This window comes from uncultured Jatrophihabitans sp. (assembly GCF_964251945.1).
Taxonomy (GTDB): Bacteria; Actinomycetota; Actinomycetes; order Mycobacteriales; family Jatrophihabitantaceae; genus Jatrophihabitans.
This window is the reverse complement of sequence record NZ_CAXULP010000004.1, coordinates 25,110-49,234: the sequence shown is the minus strand read 5'-3', so window position 1 is coordinate 49,234 and position 24,125 is coordinate 25,110. Positions and strand designations below refer to the sequence as shown.

General features: G+C 71.3%; 26 protein-coding genes. 18 read left to right on the top strand and 8 right to left on the bottom strand.

Going from position 1 to position 24,125, the window contains the following annotated elements:
• Positions 1 to 57: 57 nt before the first annotated feature.
• The 9 genes from ACFFBG_RS10200 (at position 58) to ACFFBG_RS10160 (ending at position 7,784) form a co-directional block, all read left to right on the top strand.
• Positions 58 to 1,116 (top strand): extracellular solute-binding protein, encoded by a 1,059-nt coding sequence (locus ACFFBG_RS10200; protein WP_375478265.1) that lies wholly within the window; start codon positions 58 to 60, stop codon positions 1,114 to 1,116.
• A gap of 10 nt (positions 1,117 to 1,126) precedes the next feature.
• A complete protein-coding gene (gene cysT / locus ACFFBG_RS10195) occupies positions 1,127 to 2,002 on the top strand; it encodes a sulfate ABC transporter permease subunit CysT (RefSeq protein WP_375478263.1) in 876 nt (291 codons plus the stop codon).
• Positions 1,995 to 2,858, top strand: coding sequence for a sulfate ABC transporter permease subunit (locus ACFFBG_RS10190; RefSeq protein ID WP_375478261.1), 864 nt, complete (start codon positions 1,995 to 1,997; stop codon positions 2,856 to 2,858). Before cysT ends, ACFFBG_RS10190 begins: the two co-directional genes overlap by 8 nt.
• A gap of 3 nt (positions 2,859 to 2,861) precedes the next feature.
• Complete coding sequence (locus ACFFBG_RS10185; RefSeq protein WP_375478259.1) at positions 2,862 to 3,830, top strand: sulfate/molybdate ABC transporter ATP-binding protein; 969 nt, start codon at positions 2,862 to 2,864, stop codon at positions 3,828 to 3,830.
• Between the two features lie 48 nt (positions 3,831 to 3,878).
• On the top strand, positions 3,879 to 4,334 hold the full coding sequence (locus ACFFBG_RS10180; RefSeq protein ID WP_375478257.1) for an RrF2 family transcriptional regulator: 456 nt from the start codon (positions 3,879 to 3,881) through the stop codon (positions 4,332 to 4,334).
• A gap of 296 nt (positions 4,335 to 4,630) precedes the next feature.
• On the top strand, positions 4,631 to 5,971 hold the full coding sequence (locus tag ACFFBG_RS10175; RefSeq protein ID WP_375478255.1) for a M16 family metallopeptidase: 1,341 nt from the start codon (positions 4,631 to 4,633) through the stop codon (positions 5,969 to 5,971).
• Between the two features lie 22 nt (positions 5,972 to 5,993).
• Complete coding sequence (gene dapB, locus ACFFBG_RS10170) at positions 5,994 to 6,746, top strand: 4-hydroxy-tetrahydrodipicolinate reductase (protein WP_375478253.1); 753 nt, start codon at positions 5,994 to 5,996, stop codon at positions 6,744 to 6,746.
• Between the two features lie 77 nt (positions 6,747 to 6,823).
• Entirely contained in the window at positions 6,824 to 7,282 is a 459-nt protein-coding gene (locus ACFFBG_RS10165) for a hypothetical protein (protein WP_375478251.1), read from the top strand.
• A 1-nt stretch (position 7,283) separates the two neighbouring features.
• Positions 7,284 to 7,784 (top strand): mismatch-specific DNA-glycosylase, encoded by a 501-nt coding sequence (locus ACFFBG_RS10160; RefSeq protein WP_375478249.1) that lies wholly within the window; start codon positions 7,284 to 7,286, stop codon positions 7,782 to 7,784.
• 24 nt (positions 7,785 to 7,808) lie between these two features.
• Here ACFFBG_RS10160 and ACFFBG_RS10155 read toward each other — a convergent pair whose 3' ends face one another.
• Positions 7,809 to 8,975 carry an LCP family protein gene (locus tag ACFFBG_RS10155; protein ID WP_375478248.1) on the bottom strand — a complete coding sequence of 389 codons (1,167 nt, stop codon included), beginning with the start codon at positions 8,973 to 8,975 and terminating at the stop codon, positions 7,809 to 7,811.
• A gap of 113 nt (positions 8,976 to 9,088) precedes the next feature.
• On the opposite strand from ACFFBG_RS10155, the gene ACFFBG_RS10150 reads away from it, so the two are divergent.
• Positions 9,089 to 9,598 carry a SigE family RNA polymerase sigma factor gene (locus ACFFBG_RS10150; RefSeq protein WP_375478246.1) on the top strand — a complete coding sequence of 170 codons (510 nt, stop codon included), beginning with the start codon at positions 9,089 to 9,091 and terminating at the stop codon, positions 9,596 to 9,598.
• Entirely contained in the window at positions 9,591 to 10,298 is a 708-nt protein-coding gene (locus ACFFBG_RS10145; protein WP_375478244.1) for a hypothetical protein, read from the top strand. The genes ACFFBG_RS10150 and ACFFBG_RS10145 overlap by 8 nt, the downstream gene beginning before the upstream one ends.
• Before the next feature lie 168 nt (positions 10,299 to 10,466).
• Here the strand turns inward: ACFFBG_RS10145 and ACFFBG_RS10140 are convergent, their stop codons facing one another.
• The 3 genes from ACFFBG_RS10140 to ACFFBG_RS10130 all read right to left on the bottom strand — a co-directional run bounded on the left by ACFFBG_RS10140 (position 10,467) and on the right by ACFFBG_RS10130 (position 12,592).
• The gene (locus ACFFBG_RS10140) at positions 10,467 to 11,096 is read right to left on the bottom strand and encodes a DUF2461 domain-containing protein (protein ID WP_375478242.1); all 630 of its coding nucleotides are present in this window, start codon (positions 11,094 to 11,096) and stop codon (positions 10,467 to 10,469) included.
• Between the two features lie 149 nt (positions 11,097 to 11,245).
• A complete protein-coding gene (locus ACFFBG_RS10135) occupies positions 11,246 to 11,794 on the bottom strand; it encodes a GNAT family N-acetyltransferase (RefSeq protein ID WP_375478240.1) in 549 nt (182 codons plus the stop codon).
• A gap of 144 nt (positions 11,795 to 11,938) precedes the next feature.
• Positions 11,939 to 12,592 carry a DedA family protein gene (locus tag ACFFBG_RS10130; RefSeq protein WP_375478239.1) on the bottom strand — a complete coding sequence of 218 codons (654 nt, stop codon included), beginning with the start codon at positions 12,590 to 12,592 and terminating at the stop codon, positions 11,939 to 11,941.
• A gap of 123 nt (positions 12,593 to 12,715) precedes the next feature.
• Here ACFFBG_RS10130 and ACFFBG_RS10125 point away from each other — a divergent pair, with 123 nt between their 5' ends.
• Positions 12,716 to 13,957, top strand: a complete 1,242-nt coding sequence (locus tag ACFFBG_RS10125) for a winged helix-turn-helix domain-containing protein (protein WP_375478237.1) — start codon at positions 12,716 to 12,718, stop codon at positions 13,955 to 13,957.
• 73 nt (positions 13,958 to 14,030) lie between these two features.
• Here ACFFBG_RS10125 and ACFFBG_RS10120 read toward each other — a convergent pair whose 3' ends face one another.
• A complete protein-coding gene (locus ACFFBG_RS10120; protein WP_375478235.1) occupies positions 14,031 to 14,834 on the bottom strand; it encodes a DUF4097 domain-containing protein in 804 nt (267 codons plus the stop codon).
• A 21-nt stretch (positions 14,835 to 14,855) separates the two neighbouring features.
• On the bottom strand, positions 14,856 to 15,449 hold the full coding sequence (locus ACFFBG_RS10115) for a hypothetical protein (protein WP_375478233.1): 594 nt from the start codon (positions 15,447 to 15,449) through the stop codon (positions 14,856 to 14,858).
• 272 nt (positions 15,450 to 15,721) lie between these two features.
• On the opposite strand from ACFFBG_RS10115, the gene thyX reads away from it, so the two are divergent.
• The 4 genes from thyX to ACFFBG_RS10095 all read left to right on the top strand — a co-directional run bounded on the left by thyX (position 15,722) and on the right by ACFFBG_RS10095 (position 21,049).
• Positions 15,722 to 16,474, top strand: a complete 753-nt coding sequence (gene thyX, locus ACFFBG_RS10110) for an FAD-dependent thymidylate synthase (RefSeq protein WP_375478231.1) — start codon at positions 15,722 to 15,724, stop codon at positions 16,472 to 16,474.
• Between the two features lie 41 nt (positions 16,475 to 16,515).
• Entirely contained in the window at positions 16,516 to 17,421 is a 906-nt protein-coding gene (dapA, locus tag ACFFBG_RS10105) for a 4-hydroxy-tetrahydrodipicolinate synthase (protein WP_375478229.1), read from the top strand.
• An 81-nt stretch (positions 17,422 to 17,502) separates the two neighbouring features.
• Complete coding sequence (locus ACFFBG_RS10100; protein ID WP_375478227.1) at positions 17,503 to 18,342, top strand: GNAT family N-acetyltransferase; 840 nt, start codon at positions 17,503 to 17,505, stop codon at positions 18,340 to 18,342.
• Positions 18,343 to 18,493: 151 nt separating this feature from the next.
• Positions 18,494 to 21,049, top strand: a complete 2,556-nt coding sequence (locus tag ACFFBG_RS10095) for a DNA translocase FtsK 4TM domain-containing protein (protein WP_375478225.1) — start codon at positions 18,494 to 18,496, stop codon at positions 21,047 to 21,049.
• A 77-nt stretch (positions 21,050 to 21,126) separates the two neighbouring features.
• Here ACFFBG_RS10095 and ACFFBG_RS10090 read toward each other — a convergent pair whose 3' ends face one another.
• Both ACFFBG_RS10090 and ACFFBG_RS10085 read right to left on the bottom strand, forming a co-directional pair.
• Positions 21,127 to 21,303: a hypothetical protein gene (locus tag ACFFBG_RS10090; RefSeq protein ID WP_375478223.1), complete on the bottom strand. Its 177-nt coding sequence runs from the start codon at positions 21,301 to 21,303 to the stop codon at positions 21,127 to 21,129.
• A 62-nt stretch (positions 21,304 to 21,365) separates the two neighbouring features.
• Positions 21,366 to 21,869, bottom strand: coding sequence for an amino-acid N-acetyltransferase (locus ACFFBG_RS10085; protein WP_375478221.1), 504 nt, complete (start codon positions 21,867 to 21,869; stop codon positions 21,366 to 21,368).
• A 63-nt stretch (positions 21,870 to 21,932) separates the two neighbouring features.
• Between ACFFBG_RS10085 and rimO the strand changes: the two genes are divergently transcribed.
• Positions 21,933 to 23,360: a 30S ribosomal protein S12 methylthiotransferase RimO gene (gene rimO / locus ACFFBG_RS10080; protein ID WP_375478219.1), complete on the top strand. Its 1,428-nt coding sequence runs from the start codon at positions 21,933 to 21,935 to the stop codon at positions 23,358 to 23,360.
• Positions 23,354 to 24,043, top strand: a complete 690-nt coding sequence (pgsA, locus tag ACFFBG_RS10075; protein ID WP_375478217.1) for a CDP-diacylglycerol--glycerol-3-phosphate 3-phosphatidyltransferase — start codon at positions 23,354 to 23,356, stop codon at positions 24,041 to 24,043. Before rimO ends, pgsA begins: the two co-directional genes overlap by 7 nt.
• Positions 24,044 to 24,125 lie beyond the last annotated feature (82 nt).

Here is a 24,125-nt window from a genome sequence, read left to right as displayed (position 1 = left end):
TCTACTCCGCAGATCGACAAACCGAGGTCGGTCGACTTACTTCGAAAGCAGGTATGCATGTCATCCCGACGCGTCCGCACGCTGACCGCCTTCGCTGCCGCTGTGGCGGCCGTCGCCGGCGTCGCCGCCTGCTCGAGCAGCGGGAGCAGCAAGCCCGCCAGCGGCGGCTCGACCGGCAGCGCCGGCGACAGCACCGCCTCCAGCGGCGGGTCGACGAGCCTGAAGCTGGTCGCCTACTCGGTGCCGAAGCCGGCCTACGACGCGCTGGGCACGGCGTTCGCGAAGACGGCGGCCGGGAAGGGCGTGTCGCTCAGCGGCTCGTACGGCCCGAGCGGCGCCCAGGAGAAGAGCGTTGCCGCCGGCCAGGCGGCCGACTACGTCGCGTTCTCCACCGGCGCCGACATGATCAAACTCGCACAGGCCGGCAAGGTGGCGGCGGATTGGGACGCCGGCCCGACCAAGGGCATCGTCGCGGACTCGGTGGTCGTCATCGTGGTGAAGAAAGGCAACCCGCTGCACATCACCGGCTGGAACGACCTCATCAAGCCGGGCGTGAAGATCGTGACGCCGGACCCGGCGTCGTCCGGATCGGCGAAGTGGAACATCCTCGCCGCCTACGAGCACGTCATCAGCACCGGCGGCACGCCCGCGCAGGCACAGGCCTACCTGACGCAGTTCTTCAAGCACGTCGTCAGCCGGGCCGCCAGCGGAGCGGTCGCGACCACGCAGTTCACCTCCGGTACCGGCAACGTGCTGATCTCCTACGAATCCGAGGCGATCCTGGCCCGGCAGAAGGGCCTGTCGCTGGACTACATCATCCCCGATCAGGACGTGCTGATCGAGACCCCCGCCGCGGTCACCAAGTCCGCGCCCGCCGCGGCCAAGAGCTTCCTGTCCTATGTCGAGAGCAGCGCCGGACAGCAGATCTTCGCCAGCAAGGGCTTCCGCCCGGTCGACTCGAGCGTCAAGCCGGGCACCGTGACGGGCGCCAACGACCCGGCCAATCCCTACCCGGCAGTCAAGCAGCTCGTCACGGTGGGCTCGCTCGGCGGCTGGAGCAAGGTCAACGACGAGTTCTTCGGCGACAGCGGCATCGTGACCAAGATCGAATCGTGACGTTGCGACGATGACGTCGGTCCTCGACCGGCAGCCGGCGGCCGGCGCAAGCCGCGCCCGCCGGCTGCGGCGCGTCCGGCCCGGCCAGCCGTTACGCGCGTGGTCGGGCACCACCCTCGGCGTGACGGTCATCTGGCTGAGCCTGCTGGTGCTGCTGCCGTTGGCAGCCGTGGTCGGCAAGGCGTTCGACTTCGGCTGGAGCGGCTTCACCTCGGCGATCACCGACCGCGAGGCCGCGTCCGCACTCAAGCTGACGATCGGCCTGTCCGTGCTGGTCGCGGTCGTGAACGCCGTGATGGGCGTCGTCGTCGGCTGGGTGCTGGTGCGCGAGCGGTTCCGCGGCGCCGGTCTGCTCGAGATGGTGATCGACATCCCGTTCGCGCTGCCGACGGTCGTCGCCGGCATCGTGATGCTCGCGCTGTACGGCGGCGACAGCCCGGTCGGCGTCCACCTGCTCGGCTCCCGCACCGGTCTGTTCGTCACGCTGCTGTTCGTCACGCTGCCCTTCACGGTGCGCACGGTGCAGCCGGTGCTGCTGCAACTCGACCGCGACGCCGAACAGGCCGCCGCCTCGCTGGGCGCGCGGCCATCGGTGGTGTTCCGGCGGATCATCGTCCCGCAGCTGCTGCCTGCCATGGTGTCCGGCGCCACGCTGGCCTTCGCCCGGGCGCTCGGCGAGTACGGCTCGCTCGTCTTCATCTCCAGCAACATCCCGTTCAAGACGGAGATCGCGTCGGCGTTCATCTATCGCAAGCTGCAGGACAACGACAGCCCGCTGCACGCCACCCAGCAGGCCGGGGCGATCGCGACCGTGCTGCTGGCCGCCAGCGCGGTCGTGCTCGTGATCCTTGATCTGCTGCAGCGCCGGATGGCCCGCCGTGGCTGACGTCGCCATCGCCCCGGCGACCACCGCGACGGCTCCCGCGCCCCCGGTGGCGCGCAACCGCGGTCCCGCCTCGTGGACGCTGCGGCTGATCGCGGTGCTCTACGTCGGCGTGCTGGCGCTCGTGCCGGTGGTCGTCATCCTCTATCGCACCTTCAAGCCCGGGCTGTCGGAGTTCTTCGACGCGCTTAGCAATCACAATGCGCTGCACGCGTTCGAGGTCAGCGCGATCGTGGCCGGCATCGCGGTCGTCATCAACACCGTCTTCGGCGTCGGCGTCGGCATTTTGCTCGCCCGGCACCGGTTCCCCGGCAAGCGACTGCTCAGCGCGTTCGTCGACCTGCCGGTGGCGGTGTCGCCGATCGTCGTCGGCCTCGCGCTGCTGCTGGTCTACGGCCCGTCCGGCTGGTTCGGTCCCACGCTGGACGATCACGGCTTCCAGGTGATCTACGCCAAGCCCGGCATGGTGCTGGCGACCGTCTTCGTGTCGCTGCCGCTGGTGGTTCGCGCGGTGGTGCCGGTGCTCGAGCAGGCCGGCACCGATCAGGAGCAGGCGGCGTCGTCGCTCGGCGCGAACGCCGTCGCGCGGTTCCTGCGGATCACGCTGCCGACCATCCGCGTCGCCCTCACCTACGGCGTCGTGCTCAGCCTGGCCCGGTGCCTCGGGGAGTACGGCGCGGTGCTCGTGGTCTCCGGCAACATCGAGGGGCAGACCGAGACGGCGCCACTGCGGATCAGCAACCTGCTCGAGAACGAGCAGGACCCGAACGGCGCCTACGCAATCACGTTCGTGCTCATCGTCGTCGCGTTCCTGGCCATCGTGGCCGGAGCGTGGATCCGCCGCAGGGGAAGGGTCTGACCCATGGGTATCGAAGCACGAGGCATCGGCAAGCGCTTCGGCAACTTCGTCGCGCTGGACGACATCGACCTGTCGGTCCGCTCCGGCGCGCTCACCGCCCTGCTCGGGCCGAGCGGCGGCGGCAAGTCGACGCTGCTGCGGATCATCGCCGGCTTGGAGAAGCCCGACTCCGGCACCGTCGAGATCGACGGCGCGGACGCGACCAGGCTGGCGCCGCGGCACCGCGACGTCGGCTTCGTGTTCCAGCACTACGCGGCGTTCACGCACCTGAGCGTGTATCGCAACGTCGCGTTCGGCCTGGAGATCCGCAAGCGGCCGAAGCCGGAGATCCGCCGCCGCGTGCAGGAGCTGCTCGAGCTCGTGCACCTCGAGCAGTTCGCCGACCGGCTGCCCGGCCAGTTGTCCGGCGGCCAGCGGCAGCGGATGGCGTTGGCCCGCGCGCTGGCCGTCGAGCCGAAGGTGCTGTTGCTCGACGAGCCGTTCGGCGCCCTCGACGCGAAGGTGCGCAAGGAGCTGCGCGACTGGCTGCGCCGCCTGCACGACGAGGTGAACGTCACGACCGTCTTCGTCACCCACGATCAAGAGGAGGCCCTCGAGGTCTCCGACGAGATCGTCGTGATCAACAACGGCCGCATCGAGCAGATCGGCGCTCCCGACGACCTCTATGACAAGCCGATCAACAATTTCGTGATGTCGTTTCTCGGGCCGGTCACCACGCTCGACGGCCGGATGGTGCGCCCGCACGATATCGAGATCTTCGCCGCGCCGGCCGACGACACGGTGCCGGCCGAGGTCGCTCGGCTGCAGCGCGTCGGTTTCGAGGTGCGGGCCGAACTGGCCGTCGGCGGCGGAGCGACAACGTCCGCGCAGCTGACCCGTGGCCAGAGCGAGGCCATCGGGCTGACGCCAGGCGCTAACGTCTGGCTGCGCGCCGCGCGGAACAGCACCGGTCTGCCGGTCACGACCCCGTGACGGCACGGCGGATCGGACGCCGGCACACCGCTTTGCGAGGATGTTGACGTGCAGATCTCGGCGAAGACCGACTACGCGGTGCGCGCACTGCTCAGCCTCGCCGCCCGCGAGCCCGAACTCGTCAAGATCGACACGGTGGTGACCGAGCAGGGCATGCCACGCAAATTCGTCGAGGCGATCCTCGGCGAGCTGCGCCGGGCGGGCATCGTGCGCAGCCAGCGCGGCGCCGAAGGCGGCTACGCGCTGGCCCGGCCGGCTCGCGACATCACCCTCGGCTCGGTGCTGCGCGCGGTCGACGGGCCGCTGGCCGAGGTCCGCGGCCTGCGCCCGCACGAAACCACCTACGCCGGCGTGGCCGAGCACCTGCCCGAGGTGTGGGTGGCGGTTCGCGCCAGCCTGCGCCGGGTGCTGGACGAGACGACGCTGGCCCACGTCTTGTCGGGTCAGCTGCCGGCGCACGTGCGCCGGTTGAACGAGGCGCCCGACGCGTGGCTGCCGCGCTGACCCGCCTCCCGGGCGCTCCCGTCGACCTGCCCGGCCGCGCTCTCCCGCGTGACCCAGGACCTGCCGGGCCGCGATTTCGATCACGTTTTCCGGTTGGGGCGGCGCTGCCTAGCCTTCCGCGCGTCCCTAGGACCCGGAAAACCTGGTCGTCTAGGGTTCGCACCTGCGAAGCCACCCGCACTGACACCGACCTGGGGTTGACCGGCTGGCTGGCCCCCGGGTCGGGCGCACGCCCCGGCGCCCGGCGCTGACCAGCGTGTCCTGACCGCCCAGCGCCAGGCACATAGGATCGCCGGATGACCTCTGCGCGCACCGGCCGTCCGCTGCGGCGCGCGACAACCTCCCGGCTTGACGCGGCGACCGGCGGCGGCGTCATCACCCGCACGTCCCTGCCCGGCGGCCTGCGGATCGTCACCGAGGCGATGCCCGGCGTGCGCTCGGCCAGCGTCGGCGTGTGGGTGCCGGTCGGCTCGCGCGACGAGACGCCCGCGCTGGCCGGCACGAGCCACTTCCTCGAACATCTGCTCTTCAAGGGCACCCCGAACCGCAGCGCACTGGACATCGCCCGCGCGATGGACGCCGTCGGCGGGGAGTTCAACGCGTTCACCGAGAAGGAGCACACCTGCTATTACGCGACGGTCCTCGATCGCGACCTGCCCGTCGCGATCGACATCGTCAGCGACGTCGTGCTCAACGCGACGATCGCGGCACAAGACGTGGCAGTCGAGCGCAACGTGGTGCTCGAGGAGATCGCGATGCGCGACGACGACCCGAGCGACCTCGTGCACGACGAATTCACGTCTGCGCTGTTCGGCGACGTGCCGCTCGGCCGGCCGATCCTCGGCACCGAGGACTCGATCCACGCGCTGAGCCGCCGCCAGATCCACGGCTACTACGCCCGCCGTTACGTGCCGCAGTCCATGGTCGTCTCGGTGGCCGGCAACCTCGACCACGCGGCGGTCGTGCGTCAGGTCCGGTCCGCGTTCGCCGACCGGCTGGATTCGGCTGCCGACGCACCGGTCCGCCGTCCGTCGACCGGCGCCGCGCCCGGCCGACCGGCCGCGCCGGTCACCGTTGTCGAGGACGACACCGAGCAGGCCAATATCGTGCTCGGCGCGCATGGCGTGTCCCGCCACGACCCCCGTCGCTACGCCCTGGGCGTGCTGTCCGCGGCGCTCGGCGGCGGGATGAGCTCGCGGCTGTTCCAGCGGGTGCGCGAGGAACGCGGGCTGGCGTACTCGGTCTACTCGTTCACCAGCTCCTACGCCGACGCCGGCCAGTTCGGGGTGTACGCAGGCTGCCAGCCCGGCAAGGCCGAGGAGGTGCTCTCGTTGATGGTCGAGGAACTCGACGAGGTCGCCGAGGGCCGGCTGCGCGCCGACGAGATCGAGCGGGGCAAGGGGCAGATGCGCGGCGGCCTCGTGCTCGGCCTCGAGGACGCCGGCTCGAGGATGACGCGCATCGGCAAGAGCGAGCTCAGCTTCGGCGATGTGCTCGGCGTCGACGAGGTGCTCGCGCGGATCGACGCGGTCACCGAGCAGGATGTCGCGGAGGTCGCCGCGGACGTGCTGCGTCGCCCGCGCTGCCTCACCGTCGTCGGGCCGTTCAACGACCACGATTTCGACGGCACTGTCTGATGTCGGTCTAAGGAGAAGCGCAATGAGCGACGCGATCCGGGTCGGCGTGCTGGGCGCGCGCGGCCGAATGGGCCAACAGGTGTGCCGCGCGGTCGACGCCGCCGACGATCTCGAGCTGGTGGCCATGGTGGACGCGGGCGACTGGCTGTTCAGCATCGCCGACGCCGATTCCCAGGTGTTGGTCGATTTCACCCATCCCGACGTGGTCATGGACAACATCCGCTTCGCCATCGACCAGGGCATCCACGCGGTCGTTGGCACCACCGGCTTCACCGCCGAGCGGCTGACGACTGTGCGCGGGTGGCTGGCCGACGCGCCGCCGGTCGGCGTGCTCGTCGTGCCGAACTTCGGCATCGGCGCCGTGCTGTCGATGAAGTTCGCGCAGCTCGCCGCTCGCTACTACGACTCGGCCGAGGTGATCGAGCTGCACCACGCCGGCAAGGCGGACGCGCCGAGCGGCACCGCGGTGCGCACCGCCGAGCTGATCGCCGAAGCACGCAGGGCCGCTGGGCGCGGCGCCGTGCCCGACGCGACGACTCAGGCCCGCGACGGCGCCCGCGGCGCGGAGGTGGACGGCGTGCATGTGCACTCGTTGCGGATCGCTGGAATGGTCGCGCACCAGGAGGTCGTGTTCGGCAGCGAGGGCGAGACGCTGACGATTCGGCACGACTCGCTCGACCGGGTGTCGTTCATGCCGGGCGTGCTGCTGGCGGTGCGCGTCGTCGCCTCCCGGCCGGGGCTGACCGTCGGGTTGGACCCGCTGCTCGACCTGTGAGGGTCCTGCTGAGGCGGTGTGCCGGATGAGGCGGTGTGCCGGATGAGGCGGGTGTGCCGGATGAGGCGGTGTGCCGGATGAGCGGCGCCAAGCGCGTCGTCGTGCTGCTGGTGTTCGCGCTGGCCGCGTACTTCGCGTTGATCGGCTACCGCGGCGTCTATCTGCTCGGCGAGCGGTCGGCGTCGCTGAAGGTGCTCGGCGCCGCCGTCCTCGCGCTGCCGCTGATCGGCCTGTGGGTGGTGGCGGCCGAGATCCGGTTCGGGCTGGCCACCGAGCGGCTTGGCCGCCGGCTCGACGAGACCGCCGAACCGCAGGTCGACGACGAACCGCTGCAGCGGACGCCCAGCGGCCGGATCGACCGCGACGCCGCGGACGCCCGCTTCGCCGAGCGGCGGGTGGCGGTCGAGGCGGACCCAGCGGACTGGCGCCGCTGGTACCGGCTGGCCATCGCCTACGACGACGCCGGCGACCGCAAGCGGGCGCGAGCGGCAATGCGGACGGCGATCGAACGGGCGGCGACTGAGCGGGCTGCCTGACGTGCGGGACATCCTGCAGCCAGGTCTGCGCGTCGTCATCGCCGGCACGATCGCGCAGTGGCACCGCGACGAGCGCGAGCACTGGTACGCCGGCGCCGGCAACAACTTCTGGACGCTCCTGCACGAAAGCGGTCTCACGCCCCGCCTGCTCGCGGCGGCGGAGGCCGACGAGCTGCCGCGCTACGGCATCGGCCTGACCGACCTTGTCCGGGTTCGCGAGTCCGTACCGGGCGAGCCGCCGGTGTTCGACCTGCCGGCGTTCCTCACCGCGGTCGAGTGGGCCGATCCGGACGCCGTTGCGTTCGTCAGCAAGACGGCAGCGTCGTCGTATGCGCGGCGGGCGGGGGAGCGGTTGCCGCGCGGGTACGGGCCGCTGTCGTGGACGGTGGCGGGCAGGCCGGCGTTCGTGCTGCCCGGCCCGTCCGGAGCGAACAACGGCATGCCGTTGCCGCTGCGCATTGCGTTGTGGAGCGACCTCGCCGACTTCCTCGAAACGTTGTAGGCCGGCGCGCACTCGCTCGGGCGATCAATAGACGCAGGAGCGTTTGGGTGGCGTGCTATTGGACGAGGTCGCGCTGGTCGGGCTCGTGCTGCTCGGCGTGCTTGGTGCGGGGTAGAACAGCGCGCGCACCTTGGCCCGGACCTCGGCGGGATGCACGATCAACCCGTACTCGGCGTTCGACCCGTGCGTCGGGATGCTGGTCCCGGTGATGTTGCCCGCGCTCAGGTTCGACATCTGGTCGGCGAACTTGGCGAGGTCCACGTTCGGGTTGCCAAAAGTGATCGCGTCGTCGATCGCGTCGATCAGACGATGCAGCTTCACCGGGTTGAGCAACGTGTCGGCCGAGGCGATCGAGCTGAACGCCTGGCGGAGGAAGTAGCGCTGACGTTCCTCGCGTCCGTAGTCGTCAGTGAGGGAGCCGGGGATGTTGTGCCGCTGCCGCACAAAGGCGAGGGCCTGGCGGGCGGTGAGGTTGTGGCGGCCGGCGGTCATCGAGAAGCCCGAGTAGCGGTCCGAGACCGACTGGCAGAGGTTGACCGGCACCGTGCCGATCGCCTTCACCACCTCTTCGAACCCGGCGAAGCCGATCTGCACGTACTGGTCGATCTCCACGCCGGTAAGGGCCTTCACCACCGACACCAGCTTGCTCGCCCCCTTCTGCTGCGCGTCTTTCGGCGAGATCGCATCTTCTTGGTTGCAGCAGCCGTCGGCGTAAGCCGCGTTGATCTTGTCGGGCTGGAATCCAGGAATGTGCACCCACGAGTCGCGCGGGATGGAGACCAGGGTCGCCTTTTGCCCGTTCGCCGGGATGTGCACCAGGACGATCGTGTCGGTGCTGATGGACAGGTCGTCCTGCCCGAGGTGCAGCCTGCGCTTCTCGGCGGAGCTGAGACCGGCGCGCGAATCCAGCCCGACCAGCAAGAGGTTCTGCGCCGCGCCGGTGTCCGTCGCGGTCGGCGCCCCGGACGGCGCACCCGAGCTCCCGAGACCCACGACGGCCACGGTGTTCAGATTTCGGTTCAGAGTCGAGTAGTTGTACCAGGCATAACCGGACAGCACGAACATCACGGTGGAAACGAGAGCACCCAGAACCCGCAGCGCGACGCGCACCGCCGAAGGGCGAGACCGCCGCTGCGTTCGCCGGGCGCCAGCGGCGTGCCTCCCCGACACGTCCTGAGACTGCTCAGTCATACGGCGGACTATAAGCAAGCCGCCCCCGCGCGGCGGCTGAGCGAGAACGAGCACATGCAGCCCTCGTGCAACAGATCGTGATTTCTCGGCGTCTACCTCTCGTGGAGGTCGTCATGGACGTGGCGCCGCAATTCGCGGAGTTCGTACGCACGCATAGCGCCGCGCTGCTGCGGACCGCGTACCTGTTGACTGGTGACGCTGTGGCTGCAGAGGAGCTGACCCAGGACACGCTGGCCCGGATGGCGCCGAAGTGGCGGCTCGTCCAGGAGGCCGACCTGCCGCTCGCGTATGTGCGCCGAGCCCTGGCCAACGCCTATGCCGACGAGCGGCGTCGGTCCCGCCGTCGGCCCACCGAGTCCTGGCACGCGGTCGGGGACGCCGCGGTCGCGCGAGATTTTGTCGGACAGATGGCCGATCGTGACGCGTTGTGGGCTTCATTGCGGCAGCTGCCGCCCCGGCAGCGCGCGGCGATCGTGCTGCGCTACTTCGACGACCTTGCCGACGACGACATCGGCCATGCGCTGGCCTGCCGGCCGGGCACGGTGCGCAGCTTGATCAGCCGAGGTCTGACCGCGATGCGCGAGAGCAGTGCCTCGGAAGCGTTGAGGGAGCGAGATGCCTGACCTGGACGATTTTGAGGACAGGGTTCGCGCGATGCTGGTCCGGCACGCCGACAACGCTCCCAGCCCTGCGCGGACAGCCGCCCGGCTGAGCGGCCAAGGCCAAGCCGCGGCGCAGAGCCCCGCGTCTGTCAGCAGACGCGGTTGGCCCACGTGGGTCCTGACGCTGGCTGCGGCGTGCGTGATCTTGGCGGTCGTCGGGACACTGGCCGTCGCCGGAGTGTTCAGAAGCGGTTCGAGCCGCCGTTCGACGGCGGCGGCTGCCACGTCAGGCACCCCGTCGAGCACCACCGCAACCTCGTCGACGCCCCAGCTGACGCCGCACGTGCCCAATCCGCCCAGCCCGTGCGCGTCCTACGCCATCAACGCGACGACCGTACGCGGGACCGTCCCCCTGGCGTCCTGCACAGGATTGGCTGGGGTGCCGTCCCGCGTCCTCCGCCTGAAGGTCGGCGAGCAACTGCTGCTCTCCGGCATGCCGCGCGGGTCCGGCTTCCAGCTATCCAACACCGTCCTTTCTGCGGACGGGCACACGCTCACCGCAGACCGCCCTGGCAGCGTCCACGTGATCGCCCGAGGCGTGCCTTGCACCACGTACAAGGCGACCACGTGCCCCTTGCTCGTCGTGGTCGTGCAAGCGCCGCCCACCGCGGTGTCGACGCACGCCGGTCGTTCGCGCAGCAATGTGCCGACTCCGCCGTGACGAATCACCCGCGAGCAGCTGTCAGCCGCGACTGGCGAGCACGGCCAGCTGCACGCGATCACCGACCTCGCCGCCAAGACATGCGCGCTGTCCGGGTATCCGCCGGTCGCCTTCACCCACCGCCCAGCCGGGTCGAGCTGCTTCCCGGTGGAGTCGGCTACGTGCCAGTCAGTCACTTCCCACGTGCGTGTCGAGCCAGCTGACAAGCGGCGCGAACGACCGCCACGCCTTCGCGATCTCCGTCTTGGCTCGCGGCGTTGACAGCCAGGGCGGACAGCCGAGATCGCGGCGCGCGGTCAATGTCTTGTAGCGCAGCAGTTCTACGCGCGGATGATCCTTGGGGTAGCCAGTGGGCACTCGCGTGATCTGCTCGCCGCCGATCTCGACGCTCTTGTGCTTCGCCAACTTCGCAAGCGCGCGTTCGAGTTCGGCGCCCGCGACGTCGTCGTCCACCGCTCGCCTGAGCCGTTCCACCTGCGCCGGCGCGGTGTCCCAATAGCCCGCGGCGACGAACAACCCCGCCGCCGACACCTGGAAGTAGCACGACGACTCGCCGAACCAGACGCCCTGGCTCGTCTTGTAGGGCGTCTTGTCGGTGGCAAACCGTACGTCACGGTATGGACGGAACAGCTTGGCCGGCCCGAACTCGCGCTCGAGCTCCGCGCTCAACGCCGCCAGTGGAGCTCTGACGTGCTCGTCGTAGCGGTGCTTCTGCGCCGTCCAGAACGCCTTCGAGTTGTCGTTCTCCAAGTCCTCGTAGAAGTCCAGCGCCGTCAGCGGAATCCCTGCGAAAGCCACTCAGCCACGCTACCGATCCGCGCCGGAGGGCTTCTCCTGGTTCCGTGACGCTCGATTTGGCCGGCCCAGATCGACCACATGGAACCAGGAGAAGGGAGCTGTCCCGACCGGCGCCGGCGCCTGCGCCTGCGCCTGCGCCTGCGCCGAGTTCAGGCAGGCGAGTCGGCGAGCGAGGTGTGCATGCGTATCTCGCGCAGCTCGCCGGCGCCGGTGTCGAGCGCCCGCGCGAGCCCGTCCGGGGCCCACCCGGCGGCGAGCAAGAACTCCCGGGTCGGCGCGTCGCCGTCCGGGATCCAGGCGATCGCCCGGGTCATGCCGTCGCCGCGCGCATGGTCGACCGCGGCGGCGAGCAGGCGCGAGCCGTGTCCGCGGCGACCCCAACGCGGCTCGACCAGGATCGGCGCCAACGCGAGCGTCGTCGCCGGGTCCGGATCGTCCGCCTCGAGGTCGTCCGCGGGTCCGAGCGCGACGAAGCCGACCAGCCACTGCTGCTCCAGCGCCACTAAGACGCGATGGCGCGGCGACGGCGCCGACGTGATCGCCTGCGTCCACGCCGCTGCCGCGCCCTCCGCCGACAAGCCCTCGAGCACCGGGGCGGGCACCAGTTCGCGGTAGGCGACTCGCCACGTCTCGACCTGGATGCGGCCGATCTCCGGTGCGTCGTCCGGGGCCGCCGGGCGCACGCTCACGTCAGCCATGCAGCCGACCCTAATGGGGGTGCCCGCTGTCGCGGGCGGGCCGTGCCGGCGAGCTGAGCCGGGCTGTAGGCGGGTGGACGGGTCTCAGGGCGTGGATGTCAGGGCGTGGATGTCAGGGCGTGGATGTCAGGGCGTGGCAGGGAGTCAGGACGTGGAAGAGGCGTTGGCGGACGCGAATGCCTCCGCCTCCAAGCGCTCGCGCTTGCGCTTGCGCAGGTGCAGCGCGAGGTAGCCGGCCGCAGCGATGCCGAGCAGTGCGAGCGGCGCCCAGGTCAGCACGCTGCCGACCGCGCTCAGCGAGCTGGAGAACGCGTACCCGAGCAACACGCAACCGGGCGCCCAGATCAACCCGCCGAGCGCGTTCCAGGTGATGAACGTCCGGTACCGCATGCCGCTCATTCCGGCCATCGACGGGACGAGCGCGCGGAACAGCGCGGTCAGCCGGCCGATGAACACCGCCTTGCCCCCGTGCTTCACGATGAAGCCGTCGGCCATCGCCCACCGGTGCTCGCCGACCCAGTGGCCCAGCCGCGAGCGGCGCAGCGAAGGCCCGAACTTCTTGCCGAACTCGTAACCGACTGAGTCGCCGGCGACCGCGCACACGAACGCGACGACGATCATTATCGGCAGGCTCAGCACCCCGCGCTGCGCGAAGACGCCGGCCACCAGCAGAGCCGTCTCGCCCGGCAGGACCATGCCGACGAGAATGGCGGCCTCGGCGAAGCACAGACCGCCCGCGATGACGTAGAGCCAGGCGCCCACGGCGTCGCCGATGCGCTCGACGAGATGCTCGAACATGACGGCATGGTTTCACGCTTCGATGAGGATCCCAGGGGTGCCAACACGAGCAACCCGACGAGTCGGAAGGACAACGCCCGAGATGTCGCAAGTGTTCAGCGCCGCGTCGGCCGGACCCGCCGGATGACCGACCTCGCCAGGCTCAGCGCGGCCCAGGCGCGCCGGATCGCTCTCGCCGCCCAGGGTTTCGCCGAGCCGCGTCCGGCCGGCCGGATCGACGCCCGCCATCTGCGGCGCGTCCTCAACCGCCTCGGGCTGTTGCAGATTGATTCGGTGAACGTCTTCTCCCGCGCCCATTATCTGCCGTTGTTCGCTCGGCTAGGCCCGTATCCCCGCGAGCTGCTGGACCGGATGACCGCTTACACGACGACCTCGGCCAAGCCGCCGCCGCGGCCGGAGCTGTTCGAGTACTGGGCCCACGCCGCGTCGCTGCTGCCGGTCGAGACCCAGCCGCTGTTCCGCTGGCGGATGGCCCGGGCGCACCTCGACCCCTGGCAGTCGATCAAGCAGATCGCGCACGAGAACCCGCAGCTGATGGACGACGTCCGCAGCCTCGTCGCCGAGCACGGCCCGGTGCGCGCCGGCGACACCGGCATCCCGCGGCCGGCCCCCCGCCCTGGTCACATGTGGAACTGGCACGACGGCAAGACCGCGCTCGAGCACCTCTTCTGGGCCGGCGAGGTCACCACCGCGAAGCGGGTCAACTTCGAACGCTTCTATGACCTGCCCGAGCGGGTGTTTCCGCCGGCCGTCCTGGTGGCGCCGACGCCGAGGGAGGCCGACGCCAAGCGCGAGCTGGTCCGGATCTCGGCCCGGGCGCTGGGCGTGGCCACCGAGGCCGACATCCGGGACTACTTCCGGTTGTCCTCGGCGTCGACCAGGGCCGCCGTCGTCGATCTCGTGGACCAAGGCGAGCTCATTCCGGTGCACGTCGAGGGCTGGGGCGCGCCGGCCTGGCTCTGGCACGACGCGCGACGGCCCCGGCAGGTGCGCGCCCGGGCGCTGCTGTCGCCGTTCGACAACCTGATCTGGTTCCGGCAGCGCACCGAACGCGTCTTCGGCTTCCATTACCGGATCGAGATCTACGTGCCCGAGCCGCAACGCAGGTTCGGGTACTACGTGCTCCCGTTCCTGCTCGGCGAGTCGCTGGTGGGCCGGGTGGACCTGAAGTCCGATCGGCAGGCCGGCGTGTTGCGGGTGCAGAGCGCGTGGCTCGAGGCGGGCGGGGCTGGGCACAACGCCGACGAGGTCGCCGACGAGTTGGCGGCCGAGCTTGCCACCACGGCCGGCTGGCTCGGTCTAGCCGGCGTCGAGGTGATGCCCCGCGGCGACCTCGCGCCGCGGCTCGCCGCCGCCGTCGGCTGACGCGAGTTGTCCGCGTGTCGTCGGTGCAGCGGCCGACGACGCGAGGACAAGTTGTTTTGCGGCGCGGCAGCGATCAGGCCGCGCGGTAGAGCCGCACGTCGCCGTTGCCGGTGCGCGCGCGGATCGAGATCGTCCGGTTCGCCGCGGTCGGCGCGTCCTCGATCGGCAACTCGGAGTGGACGGCGCCGAGGCCGGTGTGCACGTTCAGCGACGCGCTGACGCCGGCGGGCAGGCCGATTTCGAGCCGGCCGGCGCCGCTGGCGAGGTCGACGTCGCCGTGCACGGCGCCGAAGGCGGCGCCGCCTGAGCCGCTGCGCGCGCGGACATCGCCGCGCACCGCTTCGACAGTCAGGTCGCCGCTGCCGCAGGCCGCGACGATGTCGCCGCCCACCTCGCCGAGCCGAACGCCGCCGGCGCCGGACCGCGTTTCGACGGCGCCGTCCACCTGTTCGACGGCGGCCGAGCCGCCGCCGAAGCGCAGCCGCAGGTCGCCGGTCACGTGCTCGACAGTCGCGCTGCCGTGGCCGAACGCGAGGTCCGCGCCACCGACGGTGCCGATGACGGTGATCGGCGCGGTGAACGTCGCGGCCCGCACGGCGGTGCCGGTCGGCACGACGATCCGCACGGCCAGCCCGGCATGCTCAGTGCGACGGGCGCCGAGGAACGGGAGATCGAACACGCCGCCCTGTCGCGGGCCGAGGACGGTGAGCGTCGGGCCGCGCAGCTCGACGATGGTGGCGGCGAGCACCTCGGCAGCGCCGTCGAGCTCGACGGTCGCCGCGCTCAAGCCATCGGCGGTCTCGATACGCAGCGAGCCGGCCCCGATGCGAGCGTGCACGTTGATCGGCCCGGTCAGCGGGAAGGTGTGTGTGGTCATGGCAGGAGCTCCGTGTTCTGATCAGCCGTTGACCCAGCCGGTGACCCGCTGGGAATCGTTGCGGTTGCGTCCGCGCTGCTGGCCGAACGCCGCGCCGAAGCCGCCCAGGCCGCCGTGGCCGCCCAGGCCGTTCAGGCCGCCGAGGGCGGCGAGCTTGGCCGCGAAATCCCCGGCTGAGCCGAGCTTGACCGCCGTCGACGCGACACGGACCAGCCAGGTGTTGACCGAGACGCCGTCGCGCTCGGCCGCGGCGTCGATGTCGGTCTTGAGCGCGTCGCTGAGCCGCAGCGAGATGCGGGCGGTCGCCTCGCCGCCGTGCGCGTCCTCGGCCGCTGGCTCGTCGTCGGCAGGCGCGGAGACCGCGCCGGCGCGGACGTCTACCACCGCCTCGTCGCCGTCGAGCCGGATGCTCACCACCGGCGCGCCCGGCAAGTCCAGCAGCGCGGCGGTGATCTCGTCTGCGCCGTCGGACAGCGCGGTGAGCACCGCCAGCCGCAGCGCCGGCGCGGCCGCTGCGGCCAGGGACGCCGCAATCTCGCGGGTGCGGTCGTCGCCGAGCGCCGCTGTTGCGGCCAATTGCTCGGCGACCTGATGGACGTAAGGTTCGAGTCGCATGACATCACTCTGACAGCATCGCGACATCATTGCAACCGCACTTGCGCAGGGACGACAGCTAAGCGATCGGGTTTTCCGGTCCTGGGGGCGCTCGACTGTCGGCGCCGCGTCCCCGGGGCCGGAAGACGTGATCGACTGAACCGATCCCTCGGCGATACCCGGCGCAGCCGAACGTCCGCGCGTCGGCAGCCGGCGTCAGCTCGGTCGCGATTAGGCTTCGCCACATCCCCGACGCCCCCCGCCACCGCGCGGGCCGACCGCAGGAGCACGGCGTGCCCGATCTCGTTCCGCTGAAGGTGCAGGCCATCGCCTGGACGCACTTCGAGGCGCCGGCGGACGTCCCTTGGGACACCGACACCGACGGCGGCGAGGCGCTCGCCGAATTCGCCGGCCGGGCGTGTTACCAGTCGTGGAAGAAGCCGAACCCGGCGACGGCGACCAACGCGGGCTATCTGAGGCACATCCTCGAGGTCGGCCACCTGTCGGTGCTCGAGCACGGCTCGGTCACGTTCTACCTGTCCGGCATCTCGCGGTCGTTGACCCACGAGCTGATCCGGCACCGGCACTTCAGCTACTCGCAGCTGTCCCAGCGCTACGTCCCGGAGAAGGACGCGGCGATGGTGGAGCCGGACGTCATCGCCGACGACCCGGAGCTGCACGCGAAGTTCGTCGAAGCGTCCGAAGCCGCGGTCCGCGCGTACACCGAGCTGCTCGAGGGCCTGGAGAAGCGGTTCGCCGACGTCGAGCACGCGACGCTTCGGCGCAAGCAGGCGCGGCAGGCGGCCCGAGCGGTGCTGCCAAACGCGACGGAGACGCGCATCGTGGTCACCGGCAACTACCGCGCCTGGCGCCATTTCGTGGCGATGCGCGCCTCCGAGCACGCCGATGTGGAGATCCGCGAGCTCGCCGTCGCGTGCCTGCGCGAGCTGAAGCGGATCGCGCCCAACGCCTTCGCCGACTTCGAGATCGCCGCGCTGCCGGACGGCACCGAGGTCGCGGCCAGCCCGTTCGTGGCCGAAGGCTGAGCCAGCTATCCGTCTCGGTCCCCGCCAGTAGGCTTCCGCTCATGAGCGCGCCGACGTCAGCGGTAGCCGCGCAGCCGCCGTTCGGCCGGCTGATCACCGCGATGGTCACCCCGTTCGACGTCACCGGGTCGCTCGATCTCGACGCGGCTGCCCGGCTGGCCGTGCACCTGGTCGACGAGCAGGGCAACGACGGCCTGGTCGTCAGCGGAACGGCGGGCGAGTCGCCGACCACGAGCGACGCCGAGAAGGCCGAGCTCCTCGCCGCCGTGCTCGACGCGGTTGGCGACCGGGCCCACGTGCTCGCCGGCGTCGGCACCTTCGACACCGTCCACACGATCCACCTCGCCGAGCAGGCCGCGAAGATCGGCGCGCACGGCGTGTTGTGCGTGACGCCGTACTACTCCCGGCCGCCGCAGTCCGGCCTGCTCGCGCACTTCCGGGCCGTCGCCGACGCCAGCGAGCTGCCGGTGCTGCTCTACGACATCCCGCACCGCTCGGGGGTGCCGATCGCCACCGACACGCTGCTCGCGCTCGCCGAGCACGAGCGGATCGTCGGCGTGAAGGACGCCAAGGGCGATCTCGCCGCGGCGAGCCGGGTGATCGCCGAGACCGGGCTGGCCTTCTACAGCGGCGACGACGCGAGCACGCTGCCGCTGCTGGCGGTGGGCGCGGTCGGCGTGGTCGGCACGTCCACCCATTTCTGCGGGCCGGACACGAAGGCGATGATCGAGGCGTACCTGCGTGGCGACGTCGCCGAGGCGCTGCGCTTACACCAGCAGCTGCTGCCGATCTTCACCGGCATCTTCCGCACGCAAGGCACGATCCTGGTGAAAGCCGGGCTGCGGCTGCGCGGCCTCGACGTCGGTCCGGTGCGCCTGCCGCTGGTGGACGCGACCGACCACGAGATCAGCCACCTCACCGAGGACCTCGCCGCGGCCGGCCTGTAGCTCGGTTGGCACGGCACTCGGTCGACGCCGTGACTCGCTTGACGACGTAACTCGGTTGACAGCGCTGGTCGGGTCGATCGCGTGCTCGCCTCTCGCACGACGCTCTCCGTCGACGACCTCGCTGCTGTCGCCGAACTCGAACGGCGGGTGGTTGCCGCCGACGGCGGCCGCCTGAAGCTGGAATGGGGCGCGCTGCGCGGCCGCGCGGGCTCTCGGCCGAGCGACTTCCTCTGGGTCGTGGACGACCGGCTCGTCGGCTTCCTCGGGGTTTATTCCTTTGGCGACCGCGCCGAGCTCGCTGGCATGGTCGACCCCGACTTCCGCCGCAAGGGCGTCGGCGGCCGACTGCTCGACGCCGCCGCGGACGAGTGCCGCTCGCGCGGGCTCGGAAACGTCCTGGTGATTGTGCCGCGCCCGTCGGCGGCCGGCGCTGCGCTCGCGCGCGGACGCGGCGGATCCCTCGACCACGCCGAACACGCGCTCGTGCTCTCCGGCGAACCGGCCGACGGTCCGACCGATCCCGCGGTCACGACCCGCGCCGCCGCCCCCGACGACGCGGGCGAGGTCGCGCGGCTGCTCGAAGCCGGCTTCGGCTGGGCGCCCGACGACGTCGCCGGGAAAATGTCCGGCTTCGGCTCGTGGACGCTGCTCGTCGAGCGCGGCACCCGGGCGATCGGCACCCTGCGGCTGAGCGAGGACGGCGAGTTCGGCTTCGTGCACGGCTTCGTCATCGATCCCGTCGAGCAGGGCCGCGGGATCGGCCGGGACGTCTTGCGTCGGGCCTGCCGCGAACTGCGCGGCCGCGGCCTGTCGCGGGTCGCGCTCGAGGTCGCGGTCGAGAACGAGCGCGCGCTCGGCCTGTACACCTCGATCGGCTTCCAGCCGGTGCTCACCGAGGACTACTACCGGATCGCCCTCTGACGCGCTCGTCTCCAGCGTTGGCCCGTAGCGGCGCGACACGCCGGCCGCGGAGCCTGCCGCGAGGCCGCAGCGGGGCCGGCGCAAGCGAATGCGCCGGCGGGCGCGTCGCGCCTTCGACGCAACCTTCCAGTTGACCGTTAACGTTGCCCGGATGAGCACCGGAACCCGCATCCGCCCGCCGGCGCGCCGGCCCAGCCGATCGGCCGCGGCCCGGCGCAATTCGCTCAGGCGCGGCAATCCGATCACCGGGGCGGTGCGCGGCATCGCCGGCGGCGTTGGGGCGATGTGGCGCGCGCTCGCCGTGCTGATCGGCACGCTGGCCCGCGCCGTCGGCCGCAACGCCGCGACCGCGCGTGAGCTGCCGGCCGAGCATCGCCGCGATGGCGCCGCGCTCGCCGTCCTGCTGTTCGGGCTGGTCGCCGCGATGGGCGTGTGGTTCACCGCCGCCGGCCCGATCGGCGCCGGGCTGGAAACCGCCTTCCGGTTCTTGACCGGCAACGGCGCGCTTGCCGTGCCGTTGCTGCTGATCGCGCTCGGCGCCCACATGCTCCGGCAGCCCGCCGAGCCCGGGGCCCGCGGCCGGGTGCTGGTCGGCACGGTGGCGCTCGGGCTCGCAGTGCTGGGGCTGCTCGACGTCTGGGCCGACTCGCCGGCCGGCACGCACGCCCGCGAGCACGCCGGCGGAGTGCTCGGCGCCGCCGTGGGCGCTTCGCTCGCGCACGGGTTGTCGGCTGCCGTCGCGGTGCCGGTCCTGGCCGTGGTCGGCGTCTTCGGCGTTCTCGTGGTCACGGCGACGCCGATCAGCTCGCTGGTCGACTACGTCCGCACCCTCGGCGGCCTGCGTGGCAGAGCCGATGCCGAAGTCGACGCCGAGACCGAGGGCGAATACGACGCCGACGCGGACTCCGCCGTCGATCCAGCACCCCGCCGCCGGCGCCGGCGCAAGCCGGCGCCCGAGGCCGACCCGGACGAGGTGACGTCCGACCTGGAGCCGGTCGACGCCGAGGCCGGCGAGGCCGCTGAGGCCGAGGAACTCGACGGCGCTGCCGGCGCGGCGGTCCGGCTGCCCCGTCCGCGCAAGCCGCGCGCGCCGAAGGCCGACCCCGACCTGCCGCCGATCGATCGGCCGCTGCAGCTCGAACTCGCCGGCGGCGGCGCCTACACGCTGCCGAGTCTGGATAGCTTCGCGCAGGGCGCGCCGCACCTGTTGCACACGAAGGCCAACGACGAGGTCATCGCGGCGCTGCAGCAGGTCTTCTCCGAGTTCGACGTCGACTGCGCCGTGACCGGGTTCAACCGCGGGCCGACCGTCACCCGCTACGAGGTGACCCTCGGCCCCGGCGTGAAGGTCGAGCGGATCACCAACCTGACCCGCAACATCGCCTACGCGGTGAAGAGCGCCGAGGTGCGCATCCTCAGCCCGATCCCGGGCAAGAGCGCGGTGGGCGTCGAGATCCCGAACGCCGACCCCGAGGTCGTCATGCTCGGCGACGTCCTGCGCTCGCCGATCGCCCAGCGCGACCAGCACCCGATGCTGGTGGCGCTCGGCAAGGACGTCGAGGGCGGCTTCGTCGTCGCCAACCTGACCCGGATGCCGCACCTGCTCGTCGCGGGCGCCACCGGCGCCGGCAAGTCGAGCTGCATCAACACCCTCATCCTGTCCGTGCTCTCCCGCGCCACCCCCGATCAGGTGCGCATGGTGCTCATCGACCCGAAGCGGGTCGAGTTCGCGGCGTACCAGGGGATCCCGCACCTGGTCACGCCGGTGATCACGAATGCCAAGAAGGCCGCCGACGCGCTGCAATGGGTCGTGCGCGAGATGGACATGCGCTACGAGGACATGGAGCACTCCGGCACCCGGCACATTGACGACTTCAACGCCAAAGTCCGCAGCGGCAAGCTCGTCGCGCCGCCCGGGTCCGAACGGGTGTACGCGGCCTATCCGTACCTGCTGGTGATCGTCGACGAGCTCGCGGACCTGATGATGGTCGCCCCACGCGACGTCGAGGACTCGATCGTGCGGATCACCCAGCTCGCGCGTGCGGCCGGCATCCACCTGGTGATTGCCACGCAGCGTCCGTCCGTCGACGTCGTCACCGGCCTGATCAAGGCCAACGTGCCGTCCCGGCTGGGTTTCAAGACGTCCTCGCTCGCCGACTCGCGGGTGATCCTCGACCAGCCCGGCTCGGAGAAGCTGCTCGGCAAGGGGGACGCGCTGTTCCTGCCGATGGGCGCGTCCAAACCGGCGCGTATGCAGGGCGCGTACGTCACCGACGCCGAGATCAGCGCGATCGTCGATCACTGCAAGACCCAGCTCGAGCCGGCCTATCGGGAGGACGTGACCGCTCCGCAGGCGGCGAAGAAGGAGATCGACGAGGACATCGGCGACGACCTCGATCTTTTCCTGTCCGCCGTCGAGCTGGTGGTGTCGACGCAGTTCGGCTCGACGTCGATGCTGCAGCGCAAGCTGCGCGTCGGCTTCGCGAAGGCCGGCCGGCTGATGGACCTGATGGAGTCACGCGGCATTGTCGGGCCGTCCGAGGGCTCGAAGGCACGCGAGGTGCTCGTGGTGCCGGACGAGCTGGCCGGTCTCCTCTACACGCTGCGCAACGGCGGCAGCGCAGACGATCTCGTGGCGGCCGACGAGGATGAAGACGCGCAATATGCCGACGGCGCAGACGAGGCACTGCCGACCGGTTCGGACTGAGGCCGGTCCGGCGCGCTCACGCAAGCAAGGACGGACGAATGAGCCGCCGCGGGCTCAGGCCCGCGATGCGTCCTACCTCAGGCGCGGCGGTGCTGGCCGGCGTAGAACATCCGGGCGAAGACGAACAACCGTCGGCCGGGCTTGCGGTGCTTGCCGGTGTACTCGTCCTCATCGACGCGGCCGCGTGTGCTCGGCGCGGCGCCGACCGGCGTCCATGTGGGATACGCCGGCTCGATGCGCTCAACAATGGCCACGACGACCACCTCCCTGGCCTCGGACGCTAGCGAACCGTCGCCCGTCGACCAGCGCGACACGCCTAGGCGAGATGCAGGAGCATCCGGGTGTTGCCCAGGGTGTTCGGCTTGACGTACTCGAGGTTGAGGAACTCGGCGACGCCCGGGTCATACGAGCGGCGCAGCGCGTCATAGGTGTCCGGGTCCACCGGGGCGCCGTCGATCGGCGTGAACCCGGCCCGGCCGAAGAACGCGGTGTGGAAGGTCAGCGCGAACAGCCGGGACAGGCCGAGCTCGCGTGCCGTCTCGATCAGCGACTGCAGCAGCAGCCGGCCGATGCGCCGGTCCCGGTGCTCAGGGTGCACGGCCAGCGTGCGCACCTCGCCGAGATCGGCCCACAGCACGTGCAGGGCGCCGCAGCCGACCACCTCGCCGTCGACCTCGGCCACCTGGAAGTCCTGCACGTCCTCATAGAGCGTCACCAGCTCCTTGGCCAGCATCTTGCGCCCGGACCCGGAATACCGGTCGACGATCGACTTGATCGCCACGACGTCGCCGGTGCGGGCGCGGCGGACGACGGCTGGCACGCATCGAACCGTATCGAGCGCGCATGGGGGCGGCTGAAGGCCGCCGGTGGGTAACCTGCCCTGGTGCCCGTCTCGCAGCGCAGCGTCGCTCTGGTGACGCTCGGCTGCGCCCGCAACGAGGTCGACTCCGAAGAGCTCGCTGGGCGGCTCGGCGCAGGCGGCTGGGCGCTGACCGACGACCCGGACGACGCCGAGGTGGTCGTCGTCAACACTTGCGGCTTCATCGACGCGGCGAAGAAGGACTCGATCGACACGTTGCTGGCCGCGGCGGACACCGGCCGCAAGGTCGTCGCCGTCGGCTGCCTTGCCGAGCGCTACGGCGACCAGCTCGCCGCGTCGCTGCCGGAGGCCGACGCCGTGCTCGGCTTCGACTCCTACGCCGACATCGCCGCCCGGCTGGACGACGTCGCCGCCGGGCGCCCGCTGCCGGCCCACACGCCGCGCGACCGCCGGACGCTGCTGCCGGTCGCCCCGGCCGCGCGGCGGGCGCGCACCTCGGACGTCGCTGTGCCCGGGCACGCGTGGGCCCCGACCGCCGCTGTCCGCAGCCGGTTGGACGACGCTCCGGTCGCCTACCTCAAGCTCGCGTCCGGCTGCGACCGCCGCTGCACCTTCTGCGCCATCCCGTCCTTCCGCGGCGCGTTCGTGTCCCGCCCGCCGGCAGAAGTGCTGGACGAGGCCAAATGGCTGGTTGCCACCGGCGCCCGCGAACTCGTGCTCGTCAGCGAGAACTCCACCTCCTACGGCAAGGACCTCGGCGACCTGCGCGCGCTCGAGGAGCTGCTCCCGCAGCTGGCCGACATCGACGGCGTCGAGCGCATCCGCGTCTCCTACCTGCAGCCGGCCGAACTGCGACCCGGACTGCTCCAGGCGATCGCCGCGACGCCGGGTGTCGCGCCGTATTTCGACCTGTCCTTCCAACACGCGAGCACTCCGGTGCTGCGCCGGATGAAGCGTTTCGGCGGCACCGAGGCGTTCCTGGAACTGTTGGCGCGGGCCCGCGACCTCGCGCCGGATCTCGGCGCGCGCAGCAACGTGATCGTCGGGTTCCCGGGCGAGACCGAAGACGACCTCGCCGAACTGGAGCGCTTCCTCAGCGCGGCGCGGCTCGACGCCATCGGCGTCTTCGGCTATTCGGACGAAGACGGCACGGAGGCGGCCGGCTTCGGTGACAAGATCGAGGCCGACGTCGTCGCCGAACGCGTCGAGCGGGTGAGTTCGCTCGCCGACGAGCTCGTCGCCCAGCGAGCCGAAGAGCGCATCGGCACCCGGATCGAAGTGCTCGTCGAGTCCGTCGAGCCGGCCGGCGACCCGGCTGCCGTTGGGCAGCTGCTCGGGGTGGGCCGGGCGGCGCACCAGGGCCCCGACGTCGACGGCGTGGTGCGCCTGGTAGATGGCGGCACGCTGCTCCGCGGCGCCTTGGTGCGCGCGTTCGTCTTCGCCGCCGACGGCGTCGATCTTGTCGCCCATACCGACGGCGCGCCGTGGTGAAGCCGGCCGACGAGGCAGTGCCTCCCGCAGTCCGGGCGGGTTCAGCGGCCAGCCGGCCGGTGGTGGCCCGCGCAGTGCCGCTGCGCGCGGACCCGATCGGGGACCTCGCCAAGTCGGTGTCCGCCTGGAACCTGGCCAACGCGCTCACCGTGATGCGACTTGTGCTCGTGCCGGTGTTCGTCGTCGCGCTGTTCGCCCGCGGCGGTCACGACGGCGCGTGGCGCGTGGTCGCCTGGGCGGTGTTCGCGGTCGCGTGCGTCACCGACCGGGTCGACGGCCAAATCGCGCGCAGACGGGAGATCGTCACCGAGTTCGGCAAACTCGCCGACCCGATCGCCGACAAGGCCCTGATCGGCGCGGCGTTGATCGGCCTGTCCGTCCTCGACGACCTTGTCTGGTGGGTCACCGCGATCGTCCTGGCTCGCGAGGTCGGGGTGACGGTGCTGCGCTTCTGGGTGATCCGGCACGGAGTCATCCCCGCCAGCCGCGGCGGCAAGCTCAAGACGCTGCTGCAGGCCGTCGCCATCGGGCTGTACGTGTTGCCGCTGACCGGCTGGCTGCATGTCGTGGCCCAGGTGATCATGGTCGCCGCCGTCGTCGTCGCGCTGGTCACCGGTGTCGACTACGTCGCCCGGGCGGTGCGGCTGCGGCGGGCCGGCCGAGTCGTCGCGGTGGCCGCCTGACGTCTGGCGGCGGGGAATCCGAGCGCCGCGCCGTCCGTTGAGCCCACAACGGCGGCTGTTCGCCCAGAGCGGACGTCACGCC